General features: G+C 62.3%; 12 protein-coding genes. 4 read left to right on the top strand and 8 right to left on the bottom strand.

Translation table 11 applies throughout. From position 1 onward, the window contains the following. Positions 1-138: 138 nt before the first annotated feature. Entirely contained in the window at positions 139-1,260 is a 1,122-nt protein-coding gene (locus tag OIU19_RS23860; protein ID WP_264237078.1) for a beta-ketoacyl-ACP synthase III, read from the bottom strand. Between the two features lie 232 nt (positions 1,261-1,492). Beyond that, on the bottom strand, positions 1,493-5,398 hold the full coding sequence (hrpA, locus tag OIU19_RS23855; protein WP_264237077.1) for an ATP-dependent RNA helicase HrpA: 3,906 nt from the start codon (positions 5,396-5,398) through the stop codon (positions 1,493-1,495). Between the two features lie 506 nt (positions 5,399-5,904). On the opposite strand from hrpA, the gene OIU19_RS23850 reads away from it, so the two are divergent. Next, on the top strand, positions 5,905-7,269 hold the full coding sequence (locus OIU19_RS23850) for a glutamine synthetase family protein (protein ID WP_264237076.1): 1,365 nt from the start codon (positions 5,905-5,907) through the stop codon (positions 7,267-7,269). A 30-nt stretch (positions 7,270-7,299) separates the two neighbouring features. Beyond that, positions 7,300-8,607, top strand: coding sequence for an FAD-binding oxidoreductase (locus OIU19_RS23845; RefSeq protein WP_264237075.1), 1,308 nt, complete (start codon positions 7,300-7,302; stop codon positions 8,605-8,607). A gap of 60 nt (positions 8,608-8,667) precedes the next feature. Here the strand turns inward: OIU19_RS23845 and fadD1 are convergent, their stop codons facing one another. Both fadD1 and fadD2 read right to left on the bottom strand, forming a co-directional pair. After that, positions 8,668-10,365: a long-chain-fatty-acid--CoA ligase FadD1 gene (gene fadD1, locus OIU19_RS23840; RefSeq protein ID WP_264237074.1), complete on the bottom strand. Its 1,698-nt coding sequence runs from the start codon at positions 10,363-10,365 to the stop codon at positions 8,668-8,670. Positions 10,366-10,703: 338 nt separating this feature from the next. Beyond that, the gene (fadD2, locus tag OIU19_RS23835) at positions 10,704-12,392 is read right to left on the bottom strand and encodes a long-chain-fatty-acid--CoA ligase FadD2 (protein ID WP_186557722.1); all 1,689 of its coding nucleotides are present in this window, start codon (positions 12,390-12,392) and stop codon (positions 10,704-10,706) included. A 203-nt stretch (positions 12,393-12,595) separates the two neighbouring features. On the opposite strand from fadD2, the gene OIU19_RS23830 reads away from it, so the two are divergent. Beyond that, positions 12,596-13,540, top strand: coding sequence for an alpha/beta hydrolase (locus OIU19_RS23830; RefSeq protein WP_264237073.1), 945 nt, complete (start codon positions 12,596-12,598; stop codon positions 13,538-13,540). A gap of 33 nt (positions 13,541-13,573) precedes the next feature. After that, positions 13,574-14,044 (top strand): MaoC family dehydratase, encoded by a 471-nt coding sequence (locus OIU19_RS23825; protein ID WP_264237072.1) that lies wholly within the window; start codon positions 13,574-13,576, stop codon positions 14,042-14,044. Between the two features lie 134 nt (positions 14,045-14,178). Here the strand turns inward: OIU19_RS23825 and OIU19_RS23820 are convergent, their stop codons facing one another. The 4 genes from OIU19_RS23820 to OIU19_RS23805 are packed head-to-tail and all read right to left on the bottom strand — an operon-like array spanning position 14,179 to position 16,745. Next, complete coding sequence (locus OIU19_RS23820) at positions 14,179-15,417, bottom strand: RNA polymerase sigma factor (protein ID WP_264237071.1); 1,239 nt, start codon at positions 15,415-15,417, stop codon at positions 14,179-14,181. Continuing rightward, positions 15,417-15,899: an SRPBCC family protein gene (locus tag OIU19_RS23815; RefSeq protein ID WP_264237070.1), complete on the bottom strand. Its 483-nt coding sequence runs from the start codon at positions 15,897-15,899 to the stop codon at positions 15,417-15,419. The genes OIU19_RS23820 and OIU19_RS23815 overlap by 1 nt, the downstream gene beginning before the upstream one ends. A gap of 18 nt (positions 15,900-15,917) precedes the next feature. Next, entirely contained in the window at positions 15,918-16,262 is a 345-nt protein-coding gene (locus OIU19_RS23810; RefSeq protein ID WP_264237068.1) for a YciI family protein, read from the bottom strand. Positions 16,263-16,319: 57 nt separating this feature from the next. Further along, entirely contained in the window at positions 16,320-16,745 is a 426-nt protein-coding gene (locus OIU19_RS23805; RefSeq protein ID WP_264237067.1) for a nuclear transport factor 2 family protein, read from the bottom strand. Between the last annotated feature and the right edge of the window lie 960 nt (positions 16,746-17,705).

The following is a 17,705-nucleotide window of genomic DNA, read 5'->3' as shown; positions in this document are numbered from 1 at the left end:
GGCCAGTAGTAGCACCCCAAAAAACGGATAAGTTCGAATTTCAAGAACTCAACTCAAAACCAGCGCTACCCCCGCAAAATGGCCGCAAAGGTGACTCAACGCCACCCCCGCAACCAGAAAAAACCCAAACCTCATAAATTAGCGCTTACGCAAAATCACGCTACCAATCGAATACCCAGCACCAAACGAACTCAGCACCCCCACCGCCCCCACAGGCAAATCATCCTGATACAGGTGCAAGGCAATCACCGACCCCGCCGAACTGGTATTGGCATACCGATCCAAAATCACCGGCGCATCTTCCTCAGCCACATCCCGCCCTACCAACTTCTTGACGATCAAGTGATTCATGCTCAAGTTGGCCTGATGCAACCAGAAACGCTTCACATCGCTCGGCTGCAGACCATTCTCTTGCAAGTGCTGGCCGATCAACTCAGCCACCATCGGACACACCTCACGGAACACCTTGCGCCCTTCCTGAACGAACAGTTTGTCCGCAGCCCCCTCGCCCTCCTCCGCCGCACGGTTTAGGAAGCCGAAATTATTGCGGATGTTGTTGGAGAACTGAGTCAGCAACTTGCTGCTGACGATCTCGAACTGATGCGCCGAAGTCGCCAGGTCAGCTCGCTCGAGCAGCACGGCGGTAGCGGCATCGCCAAAGATGAAGTGACTGTCACGATCGCGGAAGTTCAGGTGAGCGGTACACACCTCAGGGTTGACCACCAGCACCGCTCGGGCCTGGCCCAGCTGAATACTGTTGGCGGCGGTCTGGATGCCGAAGGTGGCCGACGAGCAGGCAACGTTCATGTCAAAGCCAAAACCGTTGATGCCCAACGCCTGCTGCACTTCGATGGCGATAGCCGGATACGGGCGCTGCAGGTTGGAGCAAGCGACGATCACTGCATCGACATCGGCGGCAGTGCGACCTGCACGTTCAAGGGCCTGGCGGGCCGCGGTCACGGCCATCTCACAGAGGATCGACGGCTCATCATTGGAGCGCTCCGGCAAGCGTGGCTTCATGCGCTGCGGATCGAGAATGCCAGCCTTGTCCAACACGAAGCGGCTCTTGATCCCCGACGCCTTCTCGATGAAGGCGGCGTTGGATTCGGCCAGGGCTTGGACTTCGCCACGCGCGATGGCCGCCGCGTTGTCCTGGTTGTACTGCGTGACCCAGGTATTGAACGACTCCACCAGTTCTTCGTTGGAAATGCTCTGGGCCGGGGTATACAGGCCGGTGCCGCTGATCACGACGTTATGCACGGTCGTTCCTCTGGTCAGAGGCCATCGCCGCACGGCGCTGGCCGAAATAAGGGGCATGATAATGGCACCTTGGTACCAATTTACAATTGCAACTTCCCGCTGAAACGGGAGAACCAGCGAGGGCTATGCCCTCGTTCGCGGATAAACCTGCTCCCCGTGGGAGCCGGTCTAGCTCGCGAAGGGCCGCAAAGCGGCCGCAAAACTCCAGCAAGTTTGCCACATTTGCAGAAGTTTAGCCCTCTACCTGGCTCCACTGTTTGCTCAAGCGTTTGTCGGAAACCGGCACCTTGGTGCCCAGCTGCTGGGCGAACAGCGATACCCGGTATTCCTCTAGCAACCAACGGTACATGAGCAACTGCTCATCGCGCTTGCCCTCCTGGGCATGCTTGTCGGCGCGTGTCTTGTACTGGGTCCAGAGAGTGGCCAATTCGCCACTCCAGACGCGGTCCTTCTGCACTTGCGAGCCGAGTTTCTCCAGGCGCAATTCGATGGCCTTGAGGTAGCGCGGCAACTCCTTGAACCACATCCCAGGCGTATCGCGTACAAAACCTGGGTAGACCAGGTTGGCCAACTGCAGCTTGATGTCGTTCAAGGCCACGGCTTGGCTCAAGTCGATCTTGCCTTTGAAGCGCTTTTGCAAGCCATGCCACAGCTTGAGCACTTCAAGCGTCAGCCTGGCCAAGCGCTCGGCGTGCTCAGCCCAACTGCCGCGCTTGCGCTCGGCCAACGAAGCAAGGCCAGCACCATCGCGCGGCAGCTGCGCTTCACCTTCCAGGATGCAGCTGTCGAGACTGGCCAGCAGGATGTCCTCGACCAACGCCTCGACCCGGCCCATGTCGCGGTACAGCAGGCCCAGCTCGGTCAGCCCGGGCAACTTGCCACGCAGGAACTTGGCCGGTTCTGCCAGCTGTTGCAGCAGCAGGCGCTGCAATGCGCGGCGATGCTGGAACTGGGCCTCGGCGTGGGTCGAGAAACGCCCTTCACGTACGCTGCCGTTCTCTTCGACCAGCGCCGGGTAGACCGTCATCGACAGCCCGGCGATCTTTTGCTGGGCGGTTTCAGCGACGTCGGCGAAGGCCTTGGCTTGCACCGGCTGCTCGGACTTTTCCGTGCGCGGCATGGCCAGTGCGGCTTGGCTGGCTGCGACAAATCGGGAGGTCAGCTCGGCCAGATCGCGCCCTTCGCCGAGGAACTTACCCTGGCCATCGACCACTTCGATGTTCATCCGCAGATGGCTCTCGACCAGCTCAGCCGCTTGCGCCCAAGCCTCATCGGTTACCCGCGCGCCGGTCATGCGCAGCAGTTCCTGGCCCAGCGCCTGGGGCAAACCACCCTGGCCAAAGGTCATCCGCGCCAGGGCGGCCTTGACGAAGTCCGGCACCGGCACGAAGTTCTTGCGCAAGGCCTTGGGCAGGTTGCGTACCAGGGCGATGCACTTGGCCTCAAGCAAACCTGGCACCAGCCATTCCAGGCGCTCACCCGGCAGGCTCGGCAGCAACGGCGCCGGCACCCGCACAGTGACGCCATCGCGCGGATGGTTGGGCTCGAAATGGTAGCTCAGCGGCAGGCTCAGCTCGCCCACCTTGAGGCTGTCAGGGTATTGCGCGGCGGTCACTTCACTGGCCTCGCGGGCCAACACATCCTCTTCGCGCATGATCAGCAGATTGGCGTCTTTCTGGCTGGTCATGCGATACCAGGCGTCGAATGTCGCCGTCTGGTGAATCTCGGCAGGCAGGCGCGCTTCATAGAAGGCGTAGAGGGTTTCCTCATCGGCGAGAATGTCGCGTCGGCGCGCCTTGGCCTCGAGCTCGTCGAGCTGTTCGAGCAGGCGTTTGTTAGCCGCCAGGCACTTGGCCCGCGACTGAATCTCACCGCCAACCAAGCCCTCGCGGATAAACAGCTCGCGTGAAACCACCGGATCGATCGGCCCGTAGTGCACCGGGCGCCGGCCGACCAGGATCAAGCCATACAGGGTGATCTGTTCATAGGCCACCACTTGCCCGCGCTTCTTCTCCCAATGTGGTTCGAAGTGGTTTTTCTTGATCAGGTGACCCGCCAGCGGCTCGATCCAGTCTGGCTCGATCTTGGCCACCATGCGCGCATACAGCTTGGTGGTTTCGACCAGTTCGGCGGCCATCACCCACTGCGGGCGCTTGCGGCCGATGCCGGACGAGGGGTGGATCCAGAAACGGCGCTGGCGCGCGCCCTGGTAGTCGCCCTCTTCGGTCTTGTGGCCGATCTGGCTGAGCAGGCCACTGAGAATGGCCTTGTGCATGCGCTGATAGTCGATTGGCTCTTTGTTGACGGTCAGTTGCAGGTCGCGACAGATCAGCGACAACTGGCGATGCGCATCGCGCCATTCGCGCAGGCGCAGGTAATTGAGGAAGTTCTTCCGGCACCAGTTTCGCAGCGGGTTGGCGGTCAGCGCCTGGCGCTGCTCTTCGAAACCGCGCCACAGATTGACCAGCGCGGCAAAGTCCGAATCGACGTCTTTCCACTGCGCGTGGGCTTGATCCGCTGCCTGCTGACGCTCCGGCGGACGCTCGCGTGGATCCTGCACCGACAGCGCGCTGGTGACGATCAATACTTCCTGCAGACTGCCCAAGCGGGCGCCTTCGAGCAGCATGCGGCCCAGTCGCGGATCGATAGGCAAACGCGCCAGTTGCCGGCCGAGCGGGGTCAGCTGGTTCTCGCGATTGACCGCCGACAGCTCCTGCAGCAGGTTGAAACCGTCGCTGATGGCCTTGCCATCGGGCGGTTCGATGAAGGGGAACGCATCGATGGCACCCAGGCGCAAGTGGAGCATCTGCAAGATCACCGCCGCCAGGTTGGTGCGCAAGATCTCCGGATCGGTGAACGCCGGTCGGCCGTTGAAATCATCCTCGCTGTACAGACGCACACAGATGCCCGGCTCGACCCGCCCGCAGCGTCCCTTACGCTGGTTGGCACTGGCTTGCGAGACCGCCTCGATAGGCAGGCGCTGGACCTTGGCGCGATAGCTGTAACGGCTGATCCGCGCGGTGCCACTGTCGATCACATAGCGGATGCCGGGCACCGTCAGGGAAGTCTCGGCCACGTTGGTGGCGAGCACCACGCGCCGGCCTGGGTGCGACTGGAAGATCTTCTGCTGCTCGGCCGGCGACAGCCGGGCGTACAGCGGCAAGATCTCGGTGTGACGTAGCTGAGCCTTGCGCAAGATCTCGGCAGCGTCGCGAATCTCGCGCTCGCCGGGCAGGAACACCAGCACATCACCCGGCCCCTTGCCGACACTGCGTTCGTGCGCGGCGATTTCATCGAGGGTGGCCAGGATCGCCTGATCAACTGTCAGGTCGTCTTCAACCTGGTTGCCTTCCTCGTCCTGCTCGCTGGTCAGCGGCCGGTACCAGGTTTCCACCGGGTAGGTACGGCCCGAGACTTCGATGATCGGCGCGTTATCGAAATGCTTGGAGAAGCGCTCCAGATCGATGGTCGCCGAAGTGATGATCAGCTTCAGCTCGGGCCGGCGATGCAGCAAGGTCTTCAGATAACCGAGCAAGAAGTCGATGTTCAGACTGCGCTCGTGGGCCTCGTCGACGATGATTGTGTCGTAACGCTCAAGAAACCGATCATGCTGGGTTTCGGCGAGCAGGATGCCATCGGTCATCAGCTTGACCAGGGTGTTGGAATCGCTCTGATCCTCGAACCGCACCTGGTAGCCGACCAGCGCGCCCAGCGGCGTGCCGAGCTCTTCCGCGACCCGCGCGGCAACGCTGCGCGCGGCGATCCGACGGGGCTGGGTGTGAGCGATCTGGCCGTGGCTACCACGGCCCAATTCCAGGCAGATCTTGGGCAACTGAGTGGTCTTGCCCGAACCGGTTTCGCCGGCGATCACCAGGACTTGGTGTTCACTCAAGGCCTTCTTGATCTCGTCGCGTTTGGCGGCAATCGGCAGGTTATCGTCGTAGCGGATACTCGGCACGCTTTGCTGGCGCGCAGTGACCTGGGCGAACGAGGCCTGGACCTTGTCCACCCACTGCGCCAGCTTGGCCTCGTCGGGGCGCTTGCGCAGCTCATGCAATTGCCGACGCAGACGATGGCGGTCGGCGATCATGGCGTGGTCGAGGTTGTTCAGCAGCTGGTCGATGGCGTGGTCTGTCATGGGGCTTTTTAATGATGCAGGTGAGCCTGCTTGTGCATGATCGGCATTCGAAGGGCTGCGATTGTCGCATAACGTAGCGCTTTATGGAGGTTCCCGTGGCAGCGGGCTTGCCCCGCGATAGCCGTTAAAGAGCTATCGCGGGGCAAGCCCGCTGCCACGCCAGCATCCTACAAGGTGGCTGCATTTGTTTAGCCAAGCGCGAACTGAAGGTAGCCATTCACTGATTTAATCAACCTTACAGCCCATGGGAGTATCGAGCCATGATCCTCCTCACCAGCATCGCCCAGCCGCCGTCACGCCCTTCCTTGCCGAAGGTTCGGGCCTGCGCTGGCGAAAATCCGCTGGTGCACATCATCCTCGCCTTCTGGGCCTTGTGGCACTGCCGTCACGCGCGCCCACCGGATGCTTTACTCACGCTTGACTGACCCATTCCGGCCCACCGGCCGGCTGACCCAGTATGACCTGGCGCCTGTTGTGCGCAGGTCCTGTGCGCGAGCGAATCCATCATGCACTTTGCTCCTATCGAGCAGGCCGAACGCTTTTTGGCCGACAACCCTGATATCGACCTGATCGAGCTGTTCATCCTCGACGCCAACGGCGTGCCACGCGGCAAGCTGCTGCACCGCGATGAGCTGTTGGCGGTATACGAAAGCGGCCGGCCATTGCCCAGTACCATCCTCGGCCTGACCCTCAATGGCGATGATGTCGAGAACTCCGGACTGGTCTGGGACGTCGGCGATATCGACTGCCGCGCCTACCCGCTTGACGGTAGCCTGGTCCGTCTGCCGTGGCGGCGTGTGCCTACCGCCGCTGTGCAAGTCAGCATGCACCCCAGCGAAGGCCTGCCCGCCAGCGTTGCCGATCCACGCCACGTTCTGCTGCGCACCATCGAGGCGCTCAAGGCTGATGGCTTGCATCCAGTGATGGCCTGTGAGCTTGAGTTCTACCTGCTCGACCAGCAGCGCGATGCCCACGGCCGCCCGCAGCCAGCGCTGGACAACGACGGCGGCCGGCCACGCGCCACCCAGGTCTATGGCCTGCGCGAACTGGAGCAGATCGAGCCGTTCCTCGCCGACCTGTACGCGGCTTGCAAAGCCCAGGGCATCCCGGCGCGCACGGCGATTTCCGAATACGCCCCCGGTCAGGTGGAGATTACCCTGGAGCATGGCGACGCCTTGGTGGCGATGGATCAGGCGGTGCGCTACAAGCGCCTGGTCAAGGGCATCGCCCATGCCCACGGCATGCAGGCGTGCTTCATGGCCAAACCGTTTTCGGATCTGGCTGGCACCGGCATGCACATGCACCTGAGCCTGGCCGATGCGCAGGGCAACAATCTGTTCGCCAGCAGCGATCCGGCAGGCACCCCGCTGCTGCGCCAGGCGGTCGCTGGCATGCTGCGCCACTTGCACGAATCGCTGTTGCTGTTCTGCCCCAACGCCAACTCGTTCCGGCGTTTCCAGGCCAACAGTTATGCGCCGCTGGCGCCGACCTGGGGCGTCGACAACCGGACCGTCAGCCTGCGCATACCGGGCGGCCCGGCCAACAGCCGGCATGTCGAGCACCGCATCTGCGGCGCCGACGCCAACCCCTACCTGGCCGCCGCCGCGATCCTCGCCGCCAGCCACCAAGGCATCCGCCAGCAGCTCGACCCCGGCGCGCCCGTGCAAGGCAACGGCTATGCCCAGGCTACCGAGCACCTGCCCACTGACTGGCTGACCGTGCTCGATGCCCTGGAGCAGTCGAGCTGGGCCAAAGAAGCGCTGGGCGAGGCCTTCCTCGGTGTGTACCTGAAGGTCAAGCGAGCCGAGTACCGCCAGTTCATGGCCGAAGTCGGCGAGCAGGACTGGCGCTGGTACCTGCACCAGGCCTGAGCCCTACCCTTTTTCTGCCAAGGAACCACCATGAACGCAGCACTGAACAACGGCGCGGCCCAGCGCGCGCCGTCCTACTACAGCGCCACCCTCAACGATTCGACCCAATACCCGACCCTACAGGGCACCCATCAGGTCGACGTGGCGATCATCGGCGGTGGCTTCACCGGCGTCGCCACCGCCGTGGAGTTGGCCGAGCGCGGCCTTAAGGTGGCGATCGTCGAAACCCACCGCATTGGCTGGGGCGCCAGCGGGCGCAACGGCGGCCAGGTCACCGGCAGCCTGTCGGGCGATGAAGCGATGCGCACGCAAATGCGCGATCGGCTCGGCGCCGAAGTCGACGACTTCATCTGGCAGCTGCGCTGGCGCGGCCACCAGATCATCGAGCAGCGAGTGCAGCGTTATGGCATCGATTGCGACCTGAAACGCGGCCATCTGCATGCGGCGATGAAGCCTTCGCACATGGACGAGCTACGCAGCTTTCAGGCCGAGGCGCAGCGCCGTGGCATGGGCGATCAGGTCGAGTTGCTTGATCGCCAAGCGGTGGCTCGCCAGCTGCAAAGCCCGCTGTACCTGGGCGGCCTGAAGAACCGCCGCAACCTGCACCTGCATCCGCTCAACCTGTGCCTGGGCGAGGCCCGCGCCGCCAACAGCCTGGGCGCGCTGATCTTTGAAAACTCCGAAGTGCTGGAGATCATCCACGGCCCGCGCCCGTCGGTGGTCACTGCCCAGGGCCGGATCGAGGCCCGCCAGGTGATGCTGGCCGGCGATGTCTACCACAAGCTGGAAAAGCGCCAGCTCAAGGGCAAGATCTTCCCGGCCATGGGCGGTATCGTCACCACCGCGCCCCTGGGGGAACTGGCCGCGCAGATCAACCCCGAGGACCTGGCGGTGTACGACTGCCGCTTCGTCCTCGACTACTACCGCCTGACTGCCGACAAGCGCTTGCTGTTCGGCGGTGGCGCCAACTATTCAGGCAAGGATTCGCGGGATATCGCCGGCGAGCTGCGGCCCTGCATCGAGCGCACCTTCCCCGCGCTCAAGGGCGTGCCGATCGAGTTCCAGTGGAGCTGTGCGATGGGCATCGTGGTCAACCGCATTCCGCAGTTGGGCAAGCTTTCGCAGAATGTCTGGTACTGCCAGGGCTATTCCGGGCACGGCATCGCCACCAGCCACATCATGGGCGAGATCATGGCCGAGGCACTGACGGGGACGCTGGAGAAGTTCGACACCTTTGCGGCGTGCAAGCACATCAAGGTGCCGATGGGGGATCTGTTGGGCAATCCGCTGTTGGCGGCGGGGATGTGGTACTACCAGATGCTGGAAAAACTACGCTAGAGCCCTCATGGGAGCGGGCTTGCCCCGCTCCCATGCAGCCTGTTCGAAGTCGTCTGGACCTCAGGCGATCTTCTTCAAGCCCTGCTTCTTCAGCTCTTCGTCACGCAACTCACGGCGCAGGATCTTGCCGACGTTAGTGGTCGGCAACGCATCGCGGAACTCGATGTAGCGCGGCACCTTGTAGCCCGTGACGTTGGCGCGCATGTGCTCCATCACCTGCTCCTTGGTCAGGGTCATGCCTGGCTTGACCACGATGAACACCTTGATCAGCTCGCCCGACTTCTCGTCCGGCACGCCAATCGCAGCGCACTGCAGCACGCCCGGCAAGCCGGCCAGGACGTCTTCGAGCTCGTTGGGGTACACGTTGAAGCCGGAGACCAGGATCATGTCTTTCTTGCGATCGACGATGCGCATGTAGCCATCGAGCTGGATCAGGGCAATGTCGCCGGTCTTCAGCCAGCCATCGGCGTCAAGGATCTCGGCGGTAGCGTCTTCGCGCTGCCAGTAGCCCTTCATCACCTGCGGGCCCTTCACGCACAGCTCGCCGACTTCACCCAGGCCAAGCTCCTGGCCATTGTCATCGATGACCTTGCACAGGGTCGAGGGCACCGGAATGCCAATGGTCCCGACCTGGTTGGCCTCGGCCGGGTTGACCGCTGCTACCGGGCTGGTCTCGGTCATGCCGTAGCCTTCACAGATGGCGCAGCCGGTGACGGTCTTCCAGCGCTCGGCCACGCTCAGTTGCAAGGCCATGCCACCGGACAGGGTGATCTTCAGCGCCGAGAAATCCAGCGCACGGAAGGCTTCGTTGTTGCACAGGGCCACGAACAGGGTGTTGAGGCCAACGAAACCGCTGAACTTCCACTTGCCCAGTTCCTTGACCATGGCCGGCAAATCGCGCGGGTTGCTGATCAGCACGTTGTGGTTGCCGATCAGCATCATGGCCATGCAATGGAAGGTGAACGCATAGATGTGGTACAGCGGCAACGGGGTGATGAGGATCTCGCACCCTTCATGCAGGTTGGCGCCCATCAGTGCCCGGCACTGCAGCATGTTGGCCACCAGGTTGCGGTGGGTGAGCATGGCGCCCTTGGCCACACCGGTGGTCCCACCGGTATACTGCAGCACGGCAACATCGTTGGGCTGCGGATTGGCCTCGGTAACCGGCTGGCCCTGGCCTTTGGCCAAGGCATCGTTGAAGCGCACGGCGCCTGGCAGGTGGTACGCCGGGACCATCTTCTTCACGTACTTGATGACGCTGTTGATCAGCAGGCGCTTGATCGGCGGCAGCAGGTCGGCCACTTCGGTGACGATGACATGCTTGACCTGGGTCTTGGGCACGACCTTTTCGGCCAGGTGGGCCATGTTGGCCAGGCACACCAATGCCTTGGCGCCGGAGTCGTTGAACTGGTGCTCCATCTCCCGCGCGGTGTACAGCGGGTTGGTGTTGACCACGATCAACCCAGCGCGCATGGCGCCGAATACGGCTACAGGGTATTGCAGGACATTAGGCAGCTGTACGGCAATCCGATCACCTGGCTTGAGGTCGGTGTGCTGTTGCAGCCAGGCAGCAAACGCCCCTGACAAGGCATACAGCTCGCCATAGGTGATGGTTTTGCCCAGGTTGCTAAAGGCCGGTTTGTCGGCAAAGCGTTGGCAGGACTGCTTGAGTACCGCTTGGATATTGGGGAATTCGTCAGGATTGATTTCCGCCGTAATCCCGGCTGGGTACTTATCCTTCCAAAAATTTTCGATCATGGAAGCCCACTCCTTCAGCAACAGCGAATTCATCACGCGTTTATGCGTTTATTATTGATATGAGATGACGGTTCATTGCAAACCGTATCCTCTGAAAGCGGGCCGAGAGTAACAGCTTTACCAGGGGTCGCCTAGAGGCCAAAACAGGCCTGACGGTCACTAAAATGACTCAATGAATTATATGAGTCATTTTTAGAGTATTTAACCAAAATGTCGCAAATCGGGCTGTATTGCGCATTTTAGAGGGGTTTGAACGTCATCGCGGGGCAAGCCCGCTGCCACGTCTGTTTTATCCGTGAGAGCCGGCTTGCCCCGCGATGGCGAAGGACAGCAGGTGATCAAGCGATGTCGCGCAACTCCCGGCGTAGGATCTTGCCTACCGGGGTCATCGGCAGCGAATCGCGCAGGACAATGTGCTTGGGCACCTTGTAGCCAGTGAAGTTGGCCTTGCAGTAGGCCTTGAGCTCCTCGACGCTGACCCCGCCCTCACGCGGTACCACGAACAACTTCACCGCCTCGCCCGAGCGCTCGTCGGGCACGCCGATTGCCGCGCAGTTGGCCACCTGTGGATGGCCCATGATCACGTCCTCGATCTCGTTGGGATACACGTTGAAGCCGGAGACGATGATCATGTCTTTCTTGCGGTCGACGATGCGGGTAAAGCCATCGGGGTCGATCACCGCGATATCCCCGGTCTTGAACCAGCCCTCGGCATCCAGCGCCTGGGCGGTCGCCTCGGGCTGCTGCCAGTAGCCCTTCATCACCTGCGGGCCCTTGATGCACAGCTCGCCACGCTCGCCCAGCGGCAACTCGTTGCCGTCATCGTCGATCACCTTGAAAGCGGTGCCCGCCACCGGAATGCCTACCGTGCCCAGCCGGGCCAACTGGCCATAGGGGTTGGTGCTGGCCACCGGCGAGGTTTCGGTCAGGCCATAGCCTTCGACGATGCGACAGCCGGTGAGGCTCTCCCAGCGCTCGGCGGTGGCCTTGACCAGCGCCGTGCCACCGGAGTTGGTGACCTTCAGCGCAGAGAAATCCAGCGACTTGAAGCCTGGGTGATCCATCAGTGCGACGAACAAGGTATTCAGACCGAGCAGCGCCGAGAAACGCCACTTGCCCAGCTCCTTGATGAAGCCCGGAATATCCCGCGGATTGGTGATCAGCACGTTGTGATTGCCAGTGACCATCATGCACATGCAGTTCGCCGTGAACGCATAGATGTGGTAAAGCGGCAGCGGTGCGATCATCACCTCCTGGCCCTCCTTGATCAGCTTCTGCCCGTCCGGGCCGTGCTGGGAGAAGCAAGCGAGCACCTGGAGCATGTTGGCGACCAGGTTGGCATGGGTCAGCATCGCCCCCTTGGCCAAGCCGGTGGTGCCACCGGTGTACTGCAGCACGGCAATGTCGTCGAGGGTCAGCGGCACTGGTTTGTGGGTCAGCTCCCTGCCCTGGCGCAGCACCTGCTTGAACGGCACTGCCTGCGGCAGGTTGAAGGCCGGTACCATCTTCTTGACCTTGTCCACCACGGTATTGATCAGCCAGCCCTTGGCCGTGGGCAGCAGGTCGCCCATTTTCGCTTCGATCAGGTATTCGATCCCGGTATCGGGTAGCACCTCCTGTACACGCTTGCCGAACATGTTCAGGTAGACCAGGGCACGGGCGCCGGAATCCTTGAACTGGTGGCGCATCTCACGCTCGGTGTACAGCGGGTTGGTATTGACCACGATCAGCCCGGCGCGCAAGGCGCCGAACACGGCGATGGGGTACTGCAACACGTTGGGCATCTGCACCGCGATGCGATCCCCAGGGGCCAGATCGGTGTTGTGCTGCAGCCAGGCGGCGAAGGCCGCCGAATGGCGCTCAAGCTCAGCGTAGCTGAGGGTCACGCCCAGGTTGCTGAACGCCGGGCGGTCGGCGAAACGCTTGCAGGAGCGCTCGAACACTTCGACGACGGAGCGGTAAGCATGGATATCAATGGTGGAAGGAACGCCCGCCGGGCGCTTGTCATTCCAGAAATCGGCTTGCATTTATTGTTGTTCCTCTTTGCCTGGACCGTCCCTGACCTGATTGCCTGATGGCAATTAGGCGTTCAGCCGACGTTAGCAGGTAAGCAGGAGGTGGCAAATACGCCAAGTGCTGCCATTAACATTGTGAATCTTATTTGTGCCCTTCCTGCAATTTGGCCGATTGTGCATAAACTGTGCTCGAACCCGCGCGTAAAGGACCCGCCATGCCCCATGACGCCTTCTGGCTGCCTGCCAGCGAGCATTGCAGCCTGTACGTCCATCAGTGGCTGCCGAGCACACCGGTCAAGGCCGTGGTGTTACTGGCCCACGGCATGGCCGAGCACGCTGGGCGCTACCGCCGCCTGGGTCATGCCCTGAGCGAGGCAGGCTTTGCCCTGTTCGCCCCTGACCTGCGCGGCCACGGGCGTACCGCCGAGCTTGGCCACTTGGGCCTGTTTGCCCGCCATCATGGCTGGAATGCCGTGGTCAACGACCTCGGCCTGCTCGCCCAGTACATCGGCCAGACGTATCCGGGGACCCCGCTGTTCCTGTTCGGCCACAGCATGGGCAGCTACATTGTCCAGGCCTACCTGCTGCATCACAGCGCCAGTGTGCAGGGGGCGATTCTCAGCGGTTCGAATTTCCAGCCGCCAGCGCTCTATCGAACGGCAGCGGCCATCGCCCGCGTCGAAGCCTGGCGCCAAGGTGCCATGGGCAAGAGTGCGCTGATCGAGTGGCTGTCGTTTGGCTCGTTCAACAAGGCCTTCAAGCCTAACCGTACCGCCTTCGACTGGCTCAGCCGCGACCCTGAAGAGGTCGACAAGTACGTCGCCGACCCGTTGTGCGGCTTTCGTTGCAGCAACCAGTTGTGGCTCGATCTACTGCAAGGGCTGGCGCAAATCAGCCAGCCGGGTAACCTGGCGCAGATTGATCCGAACCTGCCGATCCTGGTAATTGGCGGCGAATGTGATCCGGTCAGTGCCGGCAAGCGTCTCAAGGATCTGGCCGCCGCCTTGAGCGCGACCGGCAATCGACATGTGCAGCTGCGCCTGTACCCTCAGGCGCGGCATGAGCTGCTCAATGAAACCAATCGCGACGAGGTCTGCGCCGATATACTCGGCTGGCTCGAACAGGCGCTGGCCCTTGGCCGCCCTGCTCGCAATGAATGATATGCGCCCTCGTCCGCCTACAAGGAAGCCCTGATGACCCAGGTCACCAACACCCCTTACGAAGACCTCGAAGTGGGTCAGAAAGCCACCTTTGAGAAGTCCGTCGAAGAACGTGACATTCAGCTGTTCGCCGCGATGTCCGGTGACCACAACCCGGTGCACCTGGATGCCGAGTTCGCGGCCAAGAGCATGTTCCGCGAGCGTATTGCCCACGGCATGTTCAGCGGCGCGCTGATCAGTGCGGCAGTGGCTTGCACCCTGCCTGGCCCGGGCACCATCTACCTGGGTCAGCAGATGAGCTTCCAGAAGCCGGTGAAGATTGGCGACACCCTGACCGTGCGTCTGGAGATTCTGGAAAAGCTGCCCAAGTTCAAGGTGCGCATCGCCACCAATGTGTACAACCAGAAAGATGAGCTGGTGGTATCGGGCGAGGCCGAGATCCTCGCGCCACGTAAGCAGCAGACCGTTGACCTGGTTTCGCCGCCGAATTTTGTTGCCAGCTGATTTACAGAGTTGAGTCATTTGGCGCCTATGCGGACCATCATCGCAGGCTTCGCCAGCTCCCATGTCTCCCTGATAGGGCGGACACGTGGGAGCGGGCTTGTCCCGCGATGAGGCCAGAGCTGACACCCCTGCGCTCATTCCAGCGCCTTCAACCGCCGCTCTATATACCGCCGCTGCGGCCCCTGCTGGGTAAGCGCCAGGGCCTGCAACCAGGCAGCACGCGCTTTGTTAATCTGCCCCAACTGTACATGCAGCTCTGCCTTGGCTGCATGCGCCAAGTGATAATCGCGCAGCTCCCCCCGATCCAGAATCGCCTGCACCGCCACCAACCCCACCTGCGCACCATCGCGTTTGGCCAGTGCCGCTGCGCGGTTGAGCTCGACCACAGGTGACGGCCAATACCGCAGCAGCACGTCATACAAGCCGACGATCTCCTGCCAGTCGGTGTCTTCTGCCCGCTCAGCCTGGGCATGCACTGCGGCGATCGCCGCTTGCAGGCTGTACCCACCAAACTGCCGACTGCGCAAGGCCTGCTCCACCAGCTGGATGCCTTCAGCGATCTGCTGACGGTCCCACAGGCTGCGGTCTTGCTGGTCGAGCAGCACCAGCTCTCCTTGCGCATCGCTGCGCGCACGCTGCCGCGAAGCTTGCAGCAGCATCAGCGCCAGCAGGCCAAGTACCTCAGGGTCGGGTAACAGCTGAACCAGCAGGCGCCCCAGGCGAATGGCCTCATCGCACAGCTCGCGCTGCACCAGATCTTCGCCCGATGAGGCCAGGTAACCTTCGTTGAACACCAGGTAGATGACGCGCAACACGCTTTCCAGACGCTCAGGCAGTTCAGCCATCTCCGGGACCTGATACGCAATGCCTGCGTCGCGAATCTTCGCCTTGGCGCGCACGATGCGCTGGGCGATGGTCGCCGGACTCTGCAGAAATGCCCGGGCGATCTGCTCGGTAGTCAGGTCACACACCTCGCGCAGGGTCAACGGCACTTGGGCGTCGGCCGCCAGGGCTGGGTGGCAGCAGGTGAAGATCAACCGCAGGCGGTCGTCGGCAAGTAACTCCTCCTCACTGGGATCACGCCCCTCACTGTCCAGCAGCATGATCAAATCCGCCTGAGAGCGATCGAAACGCATGCGCCGACGCAAGGCATCGATAGCCTTGAAGCGCCCAGTCGAGACCAACCAGGCGCGCGGGTTACCCGGCATGCCATCGCGCTGCCAGCGCTCGACGGCGATGAAGAAGGCATCGTGCATGGCCTCCTCGGCCAGGTCGAAATCGCCCAACAGGCGAATCAGGGTCGCCAGGATGCGCCGCGAGTCGCGCCGATAGACCGCCTCGACTTGCTCACGTACGCGCTCTGGGCCAAGCATCAATCAGGCATCCGCTGGGTGACCACCTCCACCAGGCGGTCCAGGCTTTCTCCCCAGCCTTGATGAAAGCCCATTTCTTCATGGGCGCGGCAGTCGGCAGCATTCCAGTGCCAGGCCCGGGCGGTGTAGCGGGTCTTGCCCAGCTCGTCGTCGAACGTCACCACAGCGGTCATGAAAGCCTTCTCCGATGGCACCCAGCCCGGCCCGAAGGCATCGGTGAACACCAGCCGCCGCGGTGCGGCGATCTCCAGGAACACGCCCTGGTTAGGGTACTCAGTGCCATCGGGGGCGCGCATCAGGGTGCGGAACAGACCGCCAACCCACAGCTGCATCTCGCATTCGGGGGTGGTCATGCCGTGCGGCCCCCACCACCGCATAAGCCACTCGGGTTCGCTCCAGGCGCGGAACACCTTGGCTGCAGGCGCATCGATCAGGCGGCTGATGGACAGTTCGTGTTGCGGGCCAGGTTGGGCGTCGGTCATTGTTATTGTGCTCCGCTGTCAGGGTTGCAGTTCGCGTACCGGGCGCACCTCGACACTGCCCACACGTGCGGCAGGAATGCCTTTGGCAATGTTCAACGCCTCATTCAGATCGCGAGCATTGACCAGATAGAACCCGGCCAACTGCTCCTTGGTCTCGGCGAAGGGCCCGTCGGTCAGGCTCATGCGGCCAGCGCGCACGCGTACCGTGGTGGCTGTCTGCACCGACTTGAGCGCCTCGGCCGCAAGCATGCGCCCGGAGCCATGCAATGAGTCCGCGTAGGCTTGGCACTCGGCGTCTTGCGGGCTCTCGGGCAGGCTGTGCAGCAGCCCTTCGTCACAATAGACCAGGCACAGGTATTTCATGGTCGTCTCCAGCGCTTGCGCACAGTGCGTTTGGCGATAAACCCGGGTGTTTTCAGTTCAAGGTTTAAGGTCGAACAGGGCCTTCTGGGTTTCCATGTCGAACGGCGCCGACCAATGCTCATGGATCACCTGCCATTGCCCGCCGTTACGACGATAGCCGACCGTGGCGCGCATGAAGCCGCACTGGCTTTGGTCATCCGACGGGCCGCAGCGATTGAGCCAATGGGCCAAGCCCAGGTCACCGTCGGCATGTATGGTCAGTTGCTCCATCTCGAACACCATCGGGCCGGTGCAGAAGCTCATGCACATTTCCCAGTGGGCGCGGTAGGCGGCCTTGCCTTTGAATTGCAGCTCTTTGATGGCGTCGAAGGCGAGGATGTCGTCGGCGTAGGGGGCGGCGATACCGTCTAGGTCGCGGTCGCGGACGGCTTGCATCCAGGTGTCGATCAGTTGGCGGATTTCGGTTTCGGCTGCGCTGTTCATCTGTGGTTTCTCCGATCGGTCATGAGTGCTTGGTGTAAGTGGTTGCTGCGGCTTCATGGTTGGTCGAATGGGCTTGGGAGAAATCGACAGGTTGGTTGGGAATTGTTTTTTCGCGGTTTGGGATTGGAGGTTCTTGGGCTTGGGCTTGGGCTTGGGCTTGGGCTTGGGCTTGGGCTTGGGCTTGGGCTTGGGCTTGGGCTTGGGCTTTTAGAGTTTTGAGCATATCCATTGGCGAGGGTGGCGCTGAGTCACCTTTCCGCCCTTACGGCGGGTCACTTTTGGTCGTGGCCAAAAGTAACCAAAAGCCGTGCGCTCCACCATCCGGCCCTACGCTGCGCTCCGGGTCCCCTCGCTTCGGTGCCTTCCGGGCCCGCGCGGCCTACGATTTGCTACGCAAATCTACATCTCGCGCCTTCGGCTACGCCGAAGGGTGCTGACGCACCTGGCCCTACAGACACCTACGCTCGGCCTCCTGAAGTCGCGAAGTTAGTGGCGGCGACTGGGCTGGCGTTATCTGGCGATAGTGGCAGGTGTGGTGGATATACCGGCCTCTTCGCGGGCAAGCCCGCTCCCACACGCTCACCGCCAGCCAGAAGAACAGCGCCGTACCTGTGGTTGGTGTGGTGGATATTCTGGCGTCTTCGCGGGCAAGCCCGCTCCCACACGCTCACCGCCAGCCAGAAGAACGGCGCCGTGCCTGTGGTTGGTGTGGTGGATATTCTGGCCTCTTCGCGGGCAAGCCCGCTCCCACAGGCTCACCGCCAGCCAGAAGAACGGCGCCGTGCCTGTGGTTGGTGTGGTGGATATTCTGGCCTCTTCGCGGGCAAGCCCACTCCCACAGGCTCACCGCCAGCCAGAAGAACAGCGCCGTACCTGTGGTTGGTGTGGTGGATATTCTGGCGTCTTCGCGGGCAAGCCCGCTCCCACACGCTCACCGCCAGCCAGAAGAACGGCGCCGTG

This window comes from Pseudomonas sp. BT-42-2 (assembly GCF_025847435.2).
GTDB lineage: Bacteria > Pseudomonadota > Gammaproteobacteria > Pseudomonadales > Pseudomonadaceae > Aquipseudomonas > Aquipseudomonas urmiensis.
This window is presented reverse-complemented; position numbering and strand designations above follow the sequence as displayed.

Bases quoted from the DNA above. Each gene is read 5' to 3' on its own strand.
- OIU19_RS23810 (WP_264237068.1), bottom strand. From the start codon at position 16,262: ATGAAATACCTGTGCCTGGTCTATTGTGACGAAGGGCTGCTGCACAGC.
- OIU19_RS23815 (WP_264237070.1), bottom strand. From the start codon at position 15,899: ATGACCGACGCCCAACCTGGCCCGCAACACGAACTGTCCATCAGCCGC.
- OIU19_RS23830 (WP_264237073.1), top strand. From the start codon at position 12,596: ATGCCCCATGACGCCTTCTGGCTGCCTGCCAGCGAGCATTGCAGCCTG.
- OIU19_RS23820 (WP_264237071.1), bottom strand. From the start codon at position 15,417: ATGCTTGGCCCAGAGCGCGTACGTGAGCAAGTCGAGGCGGTCTATCGG.
- fadD2 (WP_186557722.1), bottom strand. From the start codon at position 12,392: ATGCAAGCCGATTTCTGGAATGACAAGCGCCCGGCGGGCGTTCCTTCC.
- hrpA (WP_264237077.1), bottom strand. From the start codon at position 5,398: ATGACAGACCACGCCATCGACCAGCTGCTGAACAACCTCGACCACGCC.
- fadD1 (WP_264237074.1), bottom strand. From the start codon at position 10,365: ATGATCGAAAATTTTTGGAAGGATAAGTACCCAGCCGGGATTACGGCG.
- OIU19_RS23850 (WP_264237076.1), top strand. From the start codon at position 5,905: ATGCACTTTGCTCCTATCGAGCAGGCCGAACGCTTTTTGGCCGACAAC.
- OIU19_RS23805 (WP_264237067.1), bottom strand. From the start codon at position 16,745: ATGAACAGCGCAGCCGAAACCGAAATCCGCCAACTGATCGACACCTGG.
- OIU19_RS23845 (WP_264237075.1), top strand. From the start codon at position 7,300: ATGAACGCAGCACTGAACAACGGCGCGGCCCAGCGCGCGCCGTCCTAC.
- OIU19_RS23825 (WP_264237072.1), top strand. From the start codon at position 13,574: ATGACCCAGGTCACCAACACCCCTTACGAAGACCTCGAAGTGGGTCAG.